This window comes from Pseudomonas fluorescens (genome assembly GCF_902497875.1).
Taxonomy (GTDB): Bacteria; Pseudomonadota; Gammaproteobacteria; order Pseudomonadales; family Pseudomonadaceae; genus Aquipseudomonas; species Aquipseudomonas fluorescens_BR.
In genome coordinates this window covers 57,507-70,303 of the sequence record NZ_CABVHY010000024.1, presented here as the reverse complement: position 1 = coordinate 70,303, position 12,797 = coordinate 57,507, and the positions used below count along the sequence as shown (strand labels likewise).

Sequence of the window (12,797 nt, the reverse complement as noted above, 5' to 3'; positions counted from 1 at the left end):
CTTAAAAAAACTCCGATGCTAAAGGTCCGGTTTTTTAGACCTTGCATGGAGTTCAGTCGATGCCCACGTCCCCTCGCGAAACCGTACTGTGCCGCTACCAATACGATCCGTTGGATCGCCAGACCGGCTGCGCGCTATTGGCGCAGTCTGTCATCCAACGTTTTTATTGCAAAAGCCGCTTGGCCACTGAAGTGCAAGGGGCGGTGCAAACCAGCATTGTCCAACACGACGATCAGCTCTTGGCGCAACAGCAACGCCACGGCGCCAGGCTCGACACCACCCTGGTGGCGACCGATCTGCAGCGCTCGGTACTGAGCGCTCTCGATAAGACCCGGCCACACCCTTTCGCCTACCTTCCCTACGGCTATCGCCCTCCGGAAAACGGCCTGCTCAGCCTGCTCGGCTTCAACGGCGAACGCCCGGACCCGGTGACCGGGCATTATCATTTAGGTAATGGGTATCGGCAGTTCAATCCGCTGTTGATGCGGTTTAACAGCCCGGACAATATGAGCCCGTTTGGAAAAGGTGGGATCAATGCCTACGCCTACTGCGAAGGCGATCCGCGCAATCGGGTAGATCCGACGGGGCATTTTCTTAAATACTTGTTCGCTTTGGGGCAGAAGGAGCACCTTTCAACAATAAAAGCCAATATAACAATGCATAAAATACTTAGAGGTTATGGGGTTGTCAACGGTAAAACATCCCTGCAAGTGTCTAAAGCCAGTAACCCAATTATTGATATCGACATTTACGACGACGTTTTCATTTCTGGAATTGCCACCGCATTAGACTCCCGCAACACGAGGCATATTAATGAGAATATTCCTAACTTGCATGCCGCAGAAATCCCGAGAATGGAAAGGCTCCCGAGTACACCAGCTATAGAAAAAGCGATGGAGCGCGCAACAAATAAACTAACTAAGGTGGGGCAAGTGCATAATCTTCACCGTCAAACACTCCGAGACAACAGCAGGGCATCAAGAATAAAACATCTAGAAGATTCATTGGGAGTTTTCCGGGAAATTCAAGACGTACATGTTAAATTCAGACACGTTCATGACATGATCGATAACCTTGAAACAGCAGTCTCGAGAGTTCGTAGATACGGCTAACGTCCCCCACCCGCCAAGTTTGAAGTTTTTAGCCTTTCGGGCTTGGCGCTAATATTCGTTCTTCCTTCGCGTTTTTGGCGCCCAGCCAAATCCTTACTCGATACGTTTACGTATTTTCACGCTGACGCCATAACCCGGATGGCGTCGTACGGCGATCGATCGCGCTCTTTATGGCCATCCTCGAGACATGCGGCATCACCTTTAAATCACGCGCCAACTGGACAAATAATTTCTGACCGTAGCTCTTGTCTGCACCCACCGTGCTGCCACGGTTTGGCCGTGCGCTCAAGCATCGTCAAGGCTGAACCCACTTCTGCGTGCCCATTGAATGCGCTGCTCCAGCGTCGTGTAGCTGGACAGGTATCGGGTCCACGCATCGGCAGGGTGTTGCGCTGACATTGAAGAGCATGACGGGTAGATTGCCGGAACCTGATTCGATCTGGCTTTTTTCAACGGCCCGTTAATGCCCAGATGTCTTTACCTTGCATGCGAAAAATCATATATTCGGATTTTCGTATATGCACGGAGGCATCGGAATGTTTCTCCTGATGCAATCCAGACGCCGAGAACCGAGATGGCTGACCACCTGACCCCGACTACCGTTTTCAAATGCCTGGCCGACGACAACCGGGTGCGCATGATGTTGCTCATCACCCTTGAGGGAGAACTCTGCGTTTGTGAGCTGACCTGTGCGCTGAGTGAGAGCCAGCCCAAGATCTCCCGGCACCTGGCCCAACTGCGCATTTGCGGCTTGCTGATGGATCGTCGGCAAGGCCAATGGGTTTACTACCGACTGCATCCGAATCTGCCTGATTGGGTGCGCGGCGTTCTAAGCAGTACGCTTGCGGCCAACCAACACTGGTTAAGTCCCGACGCGAAACGCCTTGCAGACATGGGCGACCGTCCGCAGCGAGCCGCTGCTTGCTGTTGAACCATAATCAAGAATCACGGCCCTTCGCCCCCGGGTCGAACTTCCACTGGCAACAGATACAGAGCGCAGAACATGGCTATCAACGTTGGCATCAATGGTTTTGGTCGCATAGGTCGGCTTGCGCTGCGTGCAGCCTGGGGTTGGCCGGAGTTTGAATTCGTGCAGATCAACGATCCGGCAGGTGATGCGGCGACCCATGCGCACCTGCTGAACTTCGACTCGGTGCATGGTCGCTGGCAGCACGAGGCCAGCGCCGAAGGCAGCTGCATTGTCATCGACGGCAAACGGATCAAGGTCAGTGCCAATAAAGCGATTGCCGATACCGATTGGTCAGGCTGCGATCTGGTGATCGAGGCCAGCGGCAAGATGAAGACTGTTGCGGTGCTCCAGAGCTACCTCGACCAAGGCGTGAAGCGCGTGGTGGTCAGTGCCCCGGTCAAAGAAGCGGGCGCGTTGAATATCGTCATGGGGGTCAATCAACAGCTGTTCGATCCCGCTGTTCATCCGATCGTCACTGCCGCGTCGTGCACCACCAACTGCCTGGCACCCGTGGTCAAGGTGATCCACGAGAAGCTCGGTATCCGCCACGGCTCGATCACCACCATTCATGACCTGACCAACACCCAGAGTATCCTCGACCAGCCACACAAGGATTTGCGGCGTGCCCGAGCGTCGGGGATGAGCCTGATTCCGACCAGCACCGGTTCGGCTACCGCCATTGCGGAAATTTTCCCGGAGCTGCGCGGACGCCTGAATGGACATGCCGTACGAGTGCCGTTGGCCAACGCTTCGCTGACCGACTGTGTGTTCGAGGTCGAGCGGGTCACCACCGTCGAGGAAGTCAATCAACTGCTCAAGAGCGCCTCGGAAAACGAACTCAAGGACATTCTCGGCTACGAGGAGCGGCCGCTGGTCTCCATCGATTACCGTACCGACCCGCGTTCGGCGATCATCGATGCGCTGTCGACCATGGTTATCAATGGCACTCAGGTCAAACTCTACGCCTGGTACGACAACGAATGGGCCTACGCCAACCGTACTGTCGAGCTGGCCAGAATGGTCGGTCTGGCGGGCGAAGGGAGCGGCCGATAAGGTGTTGTCATCCCTCGCTCCAGAAGTGCGGCAGTACCTGCTCGTCACCGGTAATTATTGGGCCTTCACCCTCACCGACGGTGCCTTGCGCATGTTGGTGGTGCTGCACTTTCACGCCCTCGGCTACAGCCCGCTGCAAATTGCCGCGCTGTTTCTGTTCTATGAACTGTTTGGGGTCATCACCAATCTGCTTGGCGGTTATCTCGGGGCCCGGCTTGGCTTGAACCGGACCATGAATATCGGCCTGGCGATTCAGGTCCTGGCCTTGCTGATGCTGACGGTTCCGGCGACCTGGTTGAGCATCCCTTGGGTGATGGGCGCCCAGGCATTGTCGGGCATCGCCAAAGACCTGAACAAGATGAGCGCCAAAAGCTCGATCAAGCTATTGGTGCCCGATGGACAGCAAGGCAAGCTTTATCAATGGGTGGCGATCCTCACCGGTTCGAAAAATGCACTCAAGGGCGTCGGGTTCTTTCTCGGTGGGGCCTTGCTGGCGTTGCTGGGCTTCAAGGGGGCGGTGCTGGTCATGGCCGCGGTTCTGGCGCTGATCTGGATCGGTAGCCTGGTGTTCCTGAAGAAGGATCTGGGCAAGGCGAAGGCCAAACCCAGGTTTCGTGAAATCCTTTCCAAGAGCCGGGCGATCAATATCCTCTCGGCGGCACGAATGTTTCTATTTGGTGCCCGCGATGTCTGGTTCGTGGTGGCCTTGCCGGTTTACTTGAGCAGCGTCTTTGGCTGGGATTTCTTAAGCGTCGGCGGGTTTCTGGCGCTGTGGGTGATTGGCTACGGCATCGTGCAATCCCTCGCGCCGAGGATCACCGGCAAGCGCAGAGGGCAGCTACCTGACGGTCGCGCCGCTGGCGTCTGGGCGCTGGCACTGGCCGGGATACCAGCGGCAATCGCCCTGGGGTTGAATACGGAGCTGTCCGGGCCGGTGGTGCTTATGGGGGGTTTGCTGGTCTTTGGTGGGGTGTTCGCGGTGAACTCTTCGTTGCACAGCTACCTGATCGTTTCCTACGCCAAGGAAGACGGTGTGTCGCTGGACGTGGGTTTCTACTACATGTCCAACGCCATGGGGCGCTTGATGGGTACCGTTCTCTCCGGGTGGATCTACCAGGCTCATGGGCTGGTGGCATGTTTGTGGATTTCGAGCGCTTTTGTGTTGCTGGCAGCGTTGATCTCCATGGCATTGCCCAGGCATCCCGAGTAGTTGCATGAGAGTGACTCGCTGTGCTCAAAATCCAGGACAGCGACCTGTTCATCCCGTTGTCAGAGACTGAACGCCCTGGACTCAGCTTGATTGAGCGCTCTCGTCCTCGTCACGTTCTTGCAGTGGCTCGGGTTGCTCTGGCGATTCGGTAGTCACGCTGAATTCGCTCACTTCGATGGCGCCCAGCCCATGGCCGAGCAGGTGGAAGGAGAAGGCCTTGCGGGTTTGCGGATTGTCGAAAGCGAAGTCCATTTCCAGCGGTTGGTCGGGCGTCAGAACGATCTCTGCCGGGAAGTCCAGCATCACGTCCTGCTCAAGTTCCTTGGCCTTGAGCAGCAGGTAGGCATTTTCTTGGGTACCGACGGACCGGACCTTGATCCGCACACGGGTCTGCGAGCCCTTGGGCATCTCCAGGTATTGCGCGCCAATGAGGTTGTCGGCCCAGTCGTCCTTGATCCGCTCGTGGAGAGGGATCTGCTCGGTGCTGCCAAACTGGTAGCGCTGGTTCAGCTGGGTTCGCAACAGCGAATGATCCAGCGCCGCGGCGCGTGCGCTGATCTGCCGGGCGCGCTGGCTGCCGGATTGCCCGAGGAAGGCCGTGCGCTCGCCGAGAAAACCCTCACTGGCGTAGTGCCGGCAGCGTTGCTGGAAGTCGCATTCGGTAAAGGTCCCCTGGCCATCGTGGTAACGCAGCATGCCGTTGGTGAAGGACATGATTTCCCGACCCTGCGCGTAATCGCGAAACAGTGAACGGCCACTCAGGGTCGAAGGCACCGCAAAGTCGAAATAATCGAGGACCGACGCACTCAGGTCAACATGGCCGTAGACCCCGGACTTGACCCTCGGCAATTGAGCTTGCTCCGGCGCCAGGAGCAGGTTGAACCCCCAGGCCGACGCCAGGCGCACGTCATCGATGCCGTGGGACTCGTCGGAGGTGATGATCACCAGCGTATCCTGCAAGACACCCTGGCGCTCCAGCCCCGCCAGGAACTGTTCGAGAGCATCGTCCAGATAACCCACCGCCGCCTGCTTGGGCGTGGCATGGCGTTGCAGATAGTCTTCGGGGGCGGAGTAGGGCTGATGGGTGCCCACCGTCAGTAAGGTGAGCATCCAGGGTTGATCCTGCTGCTGCAGTTGCCCGACGTAGTCGAGTGCGCCTTCGAAAAACGCCTTGTCGTCCATGCCCCAGGGGAAATCCAGGTAGCGAGGATTGCTGAACCACTCCAGGCCTGAGGTGGTGTCGAAGCCAATGTGCGGCATGATCTTGTCTTTGGCCATGAACCGCAGGCCCGCGCCCTGTAGATAGTGGGTGGCAAAGCCGTGCTGGCGCAACTGGGCCGGCAGGCACGCCTGGTTGCGCTGGGTCAGGTTGAGCATCTCTACGCCCTTGGGGGTGCCGTTGTCGAGCTTGTCGTAGTCACCGCATAACATGGAGTAGAGGCCGCGGATGGTCTGGTGGCTGTGCAACACATAGTCAGGAGTGTTCATGCCGCGCTCGGCCCAGCGGCTCAGGAGCGGCATCAGGTTTTCCTGATAGTCACTGTTCAACGCCTGGCGGTCGACGCCGACATAGGCGCCCGGAATGCCTTCCAGGGCGACGATCAGCACATTGCGCGCGCGCCCGGGGGCTGGCAGCAACTTTTGTCCATTGAGGTCAAGCTGGGTGAGGCCGGCCATCTGCGGTGGGAGGTCAATTTCAGGGTCACCCAACCATGCCCGAGCGCGGTCCTGGCCCTCTCCAAGTCCCGCCATCAGCAGCTGGTGCGGCAGGTTGAACTGGCGCCATTGATCCGCTTCGCTGGGATGCAGGTATTGCACCCCGCCATGGGCCAGCAATAGCAGCAGCGGTAGCGTCCAGGCATGTCGAGGCAAGGCCGCCGCGTTGCGGCGACTGGCGCCCCATTGGGTCCAAAGCCAGATCAGCAGGCCAAACAGCAGCGCCCCGGCGAGCCATGGATGCCCGAGGCCGTCGCCGCCGGTGGAGTTCTCCAGAAACTGCGGATCGATCAGGTAATTAACGTCAGCCAGGGTCGGTAGCCGGCCGACCGCGCTGACCAGTTCGGTTGCCGCCAGGCTCAGCAGGCACCAGACCATCAGCACCGGCAACGCCAGCCACCATGGACGCCGATACAGCAGTACGATAAGCAAGCCGGCAATGCCCAGGTCCGATAGATAACCCAGCGGGTTGTTCCAGCCCAGGGCCATTCGAGTGCCGAGCGGCACCAGCAGAACCAGCCCGGTCAGGCTCACGAGGGAGGCCATGGGATGTCGTAACCAGCGCTGGGTGAAATTCACAAAAAGCCTGCTCTTCATTAAAATGTAATACAGATGTGCTGGATGGTATCAAAGGTGGGGAGCCGCGGCAGAGGTTAAGTGTGCAGATGCGTTGGCTCACGGCACTGCTCGACAGGGAGGCCGATCAACAACCCGGCGGCAGCGAGAGCTACTTTCTGCGGCGCGAATCGATCGGCTTTACCCGCTTCAGGAGGTCATCACATGTCCTATTATCCTTCTTCACAAGCGGCTCTGAGGGACAGGCGGGCGGCGGGCCAAACCCTGGTACAGCCACTGCTCGATTACCGTCACAGAGCCGATGTCATTGTCCTCGGCTTACCCCGTGGCGGTGTTCCGGTCGCTTATGAAATCGCCACCGCGCTGGAGGTACGCCTGGACCTGATGCTGGTCCGCAAGCTCGGTGTGCCTTCTCATCAGGAATACGCCATGGGTGCCATCGCCAGTGGCGGTGTACGGGTCCTCAATCAGGAAGCGCTGCAGGCTCACCCGATTGACCAGCGCACCCTTGAAGCAGTGGTCGAACGGGAAACCCGGGAGCTGCTGCGTCGCGAGAGCGTCTACCGCGCAGGGCGTCCACCGCTGCAGCTGCGGGACCAGGTGGTGATTCTGGTCGACGACGGGCTGGCCACCGGCTCTACGATGCTGGCGGCGGTGCAAGCCGTGCGCCAGCAACAGCCATCACGCATCGTCGTCGCCGTACCGGTGGCGCCGCCCGAGACCGTGGCGGCGCTACGCCGTAAAGTGGATGAACTGGTGTGTCCGCTCATCCCGGAATGGATGATGTCGATCGGACACTGGTATCTGGATTTCACCCAGACTTCGGACCAAGAGGTCGTTGATCTGCTGCAGCGCGCCTGGCAACGCGAAGCCCAGGCGGGACGGGCAGTCCCTTGAGGTAGATCCAATGCTGAATTCACAGAATCGAATACTGGATCTGGCCGACGTCGAGTTAGCCGCTGATTTACGTTTGCCTGCCTACGCCAGCGGATTGGTGGTGTTCGTCCATGGTAGTGGCAGCAGTCGTTCGAGCCCACGTAACCAGCAGGTTGCCCAGTCTCTGGCCGAACGAGGGCTGGGCACGTTGCTGTTCGATCTGCTCACCGAGTCGGAACAGCGGGTGGACCACCTGACCGGGGAGCTGCGCTTTGATATCGCTCTACTCTCCAGACGGCTGGTGGAGGTGATCGACTGGATCGGGCGCAGCGCGCAATTGCGATCGTTGCGCATCGGACTGTTCGGCGCGAGCACCGGGGCTGCGGCGGCGTTGATGGCAGCGGCGCTACGCCCGGACGTGGTGCACGCCGTGGTCAGCCGGGGAGGGCGGACCGACCTGGCCGGAGCCGCGCTGGCCTTGGTCAAGGCACCCACCTTGCAAATCGTCGGAGGCCAGGACCCGACGGTGCTCGGCCTGAACCGCCAAAGCGCCCAGGCACTGCAGTGTGAACAGCAGTTGGAGGTCATAGCCGGTGCCACCCACCTGTTTGAAGAGCCAGGGACCCTTGAGGCAGTTGCCAGACTGGCGGGCGACTGGTTTGAGGGGCATCTGCACACACCGGTAAAAAAAACACCGCGCGAATGAAGCACTGATCCGTTGCCGGTATCACACGCCAAACGGAAAGGTTTCGTCTTCCGGTTCCAGCTCCTGGCTTTTCGGCAGGTGCAATGCCGTCACCGCGTGCGTCTGTTCAATCCAGACCATGGCGTCGAACTGCTCGGCCAGCACCGCCTCGAAGTAGTGACTGCTGCGCTCGCTTTGCGGCCGGTAAATCACCCCGATGGCCCGCTCCAGCAACGGCTCGGACAGGGCCAGGCGCAGCGCTTCGCGCTGGGGATCGCGCCAGTCGGTCAGCGACGCGGCGACGCCGGCCCGGGCGAACTGATGCTCCCAACTGTCCTCACGAGAGGGCAGGACGGTCTTGATGCGCATCTCGCCATCCCAGTCATCGGCCGCCGCCACCTGGCCACGGTCGGTGCTCATGCCAATCAGCACGACGTCGCGCCCGTAGGTGCTACGGCACAGCTGACCGATATTGAACTGGCCCTTCCAGCCCATTTCCGTGGCGGCGGCATTGCCGATATGCGAGTTGTGCGCCCACACCACTGCCTTGGCCTGAGGCCCTCGATGTTCGAGTAACGTACGCAAGGTGTCGAACATGTGCCGGTCACGCAGGTTCCAGGAAGCGGTCGAGCCTTGGTAAATGGCTCGGTAGTATTGCTCGGCGGCCCGAACGACCTGGGCGTTTTGCGTGGCATTAAAGACCGCTTCATCGTCCTGGGTACGGCCCGCCAACTGTTCCGCCAGCATGATGTCGAGCTGCTCGACCACCGCCTGCTCACAGGGCATCGCACCGCCGCGTTCGACAAAGTGCCCGTACAGCGCCGGATCATCCTGCCAGGGCGTCAGACAGCCGTAGCGCTGCCGTGCTTCATGGGCGAGCTGAGAATCGACCCGGTCCAGGTAATTCAAGACCTCGCGAATGGAGTTGTGCAGGCTATAAACGTCCAGCCCGCGAAACTCGACACGCAGCTCTGACGCTTGCTGGCGGTTGTGCTGATGCAGCCAGTGGGTGAACGCTCGCACATCGGTATTGCGCCACATCCAGGTCGGGAATCGGCTGAAGATGTGGCGTTTCCAGGCCGTAGGCGCCAGCCCGCGGACATAACGGTCAACCTGGCCGGCATCCGGCCAGTCCGCTTCGACGGCAACGATGTTGAATCCATGCTGCTCGATCAGCCGACGGGTGATGGCGGCACGGGCACAATAGAAATCGGCGGTACCATGGCTGGCCTCACCGATCATGACCACTCGTGCATCGGCATAACGGTCGAACATTTCGCCGAAGGCCGCTGAGCTCCGTTCCGGCAGCGGCTCGGCGTATTGGCGTAATAAGGGGACTATGGCGGTCGACGCACCATTGGTGTGGGAACCGTAGCGTTTTTTCAAAAAATCCTGGCAGGAGTTCATGAGCGTCATCCCCGTGAGAGGGCTACCCGACATCACCGCTTGAATCGTCCCTGCGCCTGAATGCCGGCGGGTCAGTTCAGTTATATCAACAATTGCTAGACCGCGGCGGGGATAAGCCGGGCGGTCGAAAAGATGGCGATAGAGTTGATTTTTTGTTGCTTGAATTGTCCATGGTCTGTATCTGTCTGCGCCTGGACCAAGGCAGAACACATGAAAAAGACAGTCACCGTTTTATCAGCGCTCGTCATCGCAACCACACTCGCCGGTTGCATCAGCCAGCCGATCGCAATGACGCCGCAAACCGAAAAACGCTTGCAGTCGCAGCCACCGATCCGTTTTCTGCTGACCTTTGACGACGGCCCAAGCGCCTCCGGATTTTACAATCCGACGGAGTCGATTCTCGACGACCTTGCCGAGAATCCGCTGCAACCGGGGATCAAGGCGGTGTTTTTTGTGCAGACTCGCGCGTCGCGGGCGGGGGGCAGTGAGCTGGGCGGAAAAATCATGCGCCGTGAACAGGCTGAAGGTCATGTGCTGGGCTTGCATACGGCGACGTCGGGGCACACCAATCATCGTTCGCTGAGCCCGGAGGCGCTGGAACAGTCGCTCACCGATGGCAGCGCGGACATTGCCGCGATCACCGAAGCGGCGCCGACACTGGTGCGCCCGCCATTCTGGAATTACGACAAACGCACCTTCGCCGCGTATCAGCGCCACGGCCTGCATGTGTTGCTGACCGACCTGAGCGCCAATGACGGCAAGATCTGGGGCTACAATTTCAGCCTGCGCAGACGCTCGAACATGCTCAGGCAATTATCCGAGGTCCGCGAGCGAATCGCCGCTGGCGAGCTGCCGGTAGTCGATGCAGTTATTCCGGTGGTGGTGACCTTTCACGATCTCAACCGCTACACCTCCCGGCATATGCAGGAGTATCTGCAGATCCTGCTAGACAGTGCGCGCGAGACGGGGGTGACCACTGCCGCCAAACCGTTTTACGACGATCGATCAGCGTTGCAGCGTGCCGCCATGGCCCGCACGGTCAGTGCCAGTTCCGAACCCGTTCAGTTGCCGGGGTTCTGGAACTGGTTGTGGAAGGCTAATTCGGATTAATGACCCAGGCCGAACCTGTGGTGTACCGTTGGGAGTGGCATCGGCACGGCATCCGCAGCGTTGCTATAGTGGGCAGGCACGGGCGCGAGCCAGACGTGCGCCTCAAGTGGAGGTTTCGTCATGCAGATCACTCCCTACCTGTTCTTCGCCGGACGTTGTGAAGACGCGTTGAAATTCTACGAGTCCGCCGTTGGCGCCAAAATCGAATTCCTGTTCCATTCCCGGGAAGCTCCTGAAGGGCAGCAGATGCCCGATCCGAACAGTGTCATGCACGCCAGTTTCCGTCTTGGCGATAGCCTGCTGTATGCCTCCGATGGCTGTGGCGACAACAGCTCGACAACCCGGGTGTTCCTCTCCATTGGGGTAAAGGACACCAGCGAGGGGCAGCGGGTGTTCGATGCGCTGGCGGTCGGTGGCACCGTCAGCATGCCGTTTGGCAAGACCTTCTGGGCCGAAGGTTTTGGCATGCTGGTCGACCAGTTCGGCATCAGCTGGATGGTCAACTGCGACCCGGCAAATGCCTGAAAGGTCCCCGTCCGGTTTGATCAGACTGCCATGCCGGATTGCGGCCGGGCGCCTTGCTGTCGATCACATCCCGCTGGCGAGCAGTTTCAAGTATTCCGGGCTTTGCGAAATCGAGTTGTGGTCGGCACCGGCAATCACCTTGAGCGAGGCCACGCCAGGGGAGAACTGCGCGTAGAGTTTCTCGGTATTGGCCCGCGGTATGATTTCGTCGTGTTCAGCCGCGATCAACAGCGTCGGGATGCGGATGCGCGGGGCGTACTTCGAGGATTCGAACTTGTCCTTGAGCAGCCAGCGCACCGGGAAAAACGGCATTTTGATCGCGGCCAGGTCTTCCAGACTGCTGTACGGCGTGATCAGGATCAGCCGCGATGCCGGCCGCTGGTTGGCAAGATGAATGGCGACGCCGGTGCCCAGGCTGCGGCCGACAATCACCGTGTTGGGGTGCTCGGCGTGGACCCTGTCAAACAAGGCCAGGGCATCACGCTCAAGTGCCTCCTCGGAAGGGGATCCGGAGCTGCCGCCAAACCCTCGGTAGTGCAGCAGGTAGATCGCCTGATTCGGGAAAGCTTGCGAAAACTCGGGCAGGTTCCGCGAAACATCCTCGGCATTGCCACCGAAATAGATAAGCGCATCCGGACCATCGTGGGGCCTGGTTGAAACCAGCACCTGGGCGTCGGCCACTGGCAGCGTGAGAATCGTTGCAGAGATGCCCGGGGCTCGAGGTTGCGGAAAATAGATGAGCGCACGCTGAAACACAAACAAGGCAACACAGAGCCCGAGGTACAAGGCTGTAATCACGGCGAGAAGTAAAACGACGGTTCGTGGCATGGGATTGAGTTCTTCCAGAGGATGTCCATCCAAAGCCTGATCCACAGTAAAAGCTGGCGCTGGCAGCGCAAGTGTAGTGTTATCTTCGGGGCGTCGGTATTTCCCCATTGATCAGCTGTTGGCTGGCGCAAAAGGGCCAGCGGTGGCCTGACGCAAGGACAGAGGCGCCACCGTTTGACCTATTGTTAATTTTTTTCTGACGGTTCTTGACATGTCCTGCGAACAAGTCCAGAATTGCGTCCATTCCTGATACAGGAACTAGAAAAACCCCTTAGATTTCAAAGGGTTGAGAGCTAGATTAGAGTCTAGTTTTCAGCTCTAATGTGTACACGTTTGATGTAGATGGAAATGACATCAAACGTTTGAGGCCGAGTAGCAAAATGGTTATGCAGCGGATTGCAAATCCGCCTACGCCGGTTCGATTCCGACCTCGGCCTCCATCATAAACAGGCTCCGTAGATCTATGATTTACGGAGCTTTTTTATTTAAGCTTCGGCGCAAGATTTTGTCTCGTATTTGACGTCGACGAACTTGCTTCGAAGGGAAGGGATGTATATATTTCTTCCTTTGCTGCACAAGCGTTTAAGCTGCTTAATCGTTATTTAAAGTGGCTGCAAACCGCTTAACCGCGCTACCGCCCGAATGGCGAAACTGGTAGACGCATGGGACTTAAAATCCCCCGCTCGTAAGGGCGTGCCGGTTCGATTCCGGCTTCGGGCACCATACATA

Annotated in this window: 11 protein-coding genes and 2 tRNA genes; 10 read left to right on the top strand and 3 right to left on the bottom strand. The window is 58.8% G+C overall.

Annotation, left to right across the window (positions count from 1 at the left end; all coding sequences use genetic code 11):
- Positions 1–59 precede the first annotated feature (59 nt).
- From F8N85_RS22885 to arsJ, 4 genes are all read left to right on the top strand, one after another.
- Positions 60–1,112 carry an RHS repeat-associated core domain-containing protein gene (locus F8N85_RS22885; RefSeq protein WP_150805788.1) on the top strand — a complete coding sequence of 351 codons (1,053 nt, stop codon included), beginning with the start codon at positions 60–62 and terminating at the stop codon, positions 1,110–1,112.
- 574 nt (positions 1,113–1,686) lie between these two features.
- A complete protein-coding gene (locus tag F8N85_RS22875) occupies positions 1,687–2,043 on the top strand; it encodes a metalloregulator ArsR/SmtB family transcription factor (RefSeq protein WP_150805787.1) in 357 nt (118 codons plus the stop codon).
- Between the two features lie 72 nt (positions 2,044–2,115).
- Positions 2,116–3,135, top strand: coding sequence for an ArsJ-associated glyceraldehyde-3-phosphate dehydrogenase (locus F8N85_RS22870; protein WP_150805786.1), 1,020 nt, complete (start codon positions 2,116–2,118; stop codon positions 3,133–3,135).
- 1 nt (position 3,136) lies between these two features.
- A complete protein-coding gene (gene arsJ / locus F8N85_RS22865) occupies positions 3,137–4,345 on the top strand; it encodes an organoarsenical effux MFS transporter ArsJ (protein ID WP_224795733.1) in 1,209 nt (402 codons plus the stop codon).
- 81 nt (positions 4,346–4,426) lie between these two features.
- Here the strand turns inward: arsJ and F8N85_RS22860 are convergent, their stop codons facing one another.
- The gene (locus F8N85_RS22860) at positions 4,427–6,658 is read right to left on the bottom strand and encodes an LTA synthase family protein (protein WP_150805784.1); all 2,232 of its coding nucleotides are present in this window, start codon (positions 6,656–6,658) and stop codon (positions 4,427–4,429) included.
- Between the two features lie 183 nt (positions 6,659–6,841).
- On the opposite strand from F8N85_RS22860, the gene F8N85_RS22855 reads away from it, so the two are divergent.
- Positions 6,842–7,534 (top strand): phosphoribosyltransferase, encoded by a 693-nt coding sequence (locus tag F8N85_RS22855; protein ID WP_150805783.1) that lies wholly within the window; start codon positions 6,842–6,844, stop codon positions 7,532–7,534.
- A gap of 10 nt (positions 7,535–7,544) precedes the next feature.
- Entirely contained in the window at positions 7,545–8,219 is a 675-nt protein-coding gene (locus F8N85_RS22850; RefSeq protein ID WP_150805782.1) for a dienelactone hydrolase family protein, read from the top strand.
- Between the two features lie 21 nt (positions 8,220–8,240).
- Here F8N85_RS22850 and F8N85_RS22845 read toward each other — a convergent pair whose 3' ends face one another.
- Positions 8,241–9,605 carry an erythromycin esterase family protein gene (locus F8N85_RS22845; RefSeq protein WP_150805781.1) on the bottom strand — a complete coding sequence of 455 codons (1,365 nt, stop codon included), beginning with the start codon at positions 9,603–9,605 and terminating at the stop codon, positions 8,241–8,243.
- 210 nt (positions 9,606–9,815) lie between these two features.
- Between F8N85_RS22845 and F8N85_RS22840 the strand changes: the two genes are divergently transcribed.
- Entirely contained in the window at positions 9,816–10,715 is a 900-nt protein-coding gene (locus tag F8N85_RS22840; protein ID WP_150805780.1) for a polysaccharide deacetylase family protein, read from the top strand.
- 120 nt (positions 10,716–10,835) lie between these two features.
- Positions 10,836–11,240 carry a VOC family protein gene (locus tag F8N85_RS22835; protein WP_150805779.1) on the top strand — a complete coding sequence of 135 codons (405 nt, stop codon included), beginning with the start codon at positions 10,836–10,838 and terminating at the stop codon, positions 11,238–11,240.
- A gap of 63 nt (positions 11,241–11,303) precedes the next feature.
- On the opposite strand, the gene F8N85_RS22830 is transcribed toward F8N85_RS22835, so the two are convergent.
- Positions 11,304–12,068 carry an alpha/beta hydrolase gene (locus F8N85_RS22830; protein ID WP_150805778.1) on the bottom strand — a complete coding sequence of 255 codons (765 nt, stop codon included), beginning with the start codon at positions 12,066–12,068 and terminating at the stop codon, positions 11,304–11,306.
- Positions 12,069–12,434: 366 nt separating this feature from the next.
- Here F8N85_RS22830 and F8N85_RS22825 point away from each other — a divergent pair.
- Together F8N85_RS22825 and F8N85_RS22820 are read left to right on the top strand one after the other, a co-directional pair.
- Positions 12,435–12,508: transfer RNA gene (locus F8N85_RS22825), tRNA-Cys, on the top strand.
- Positions 12,509–12,704: 196 nt separating this feature from the next.
- Positions 12,705–12,791: transfer RNA gene (locus F8N85_RS22820), tRNA-Leu, on the top strand.
- The last annotated feature ends 6 nt before the right edge of the window (positions 12,792–12,797 follow it).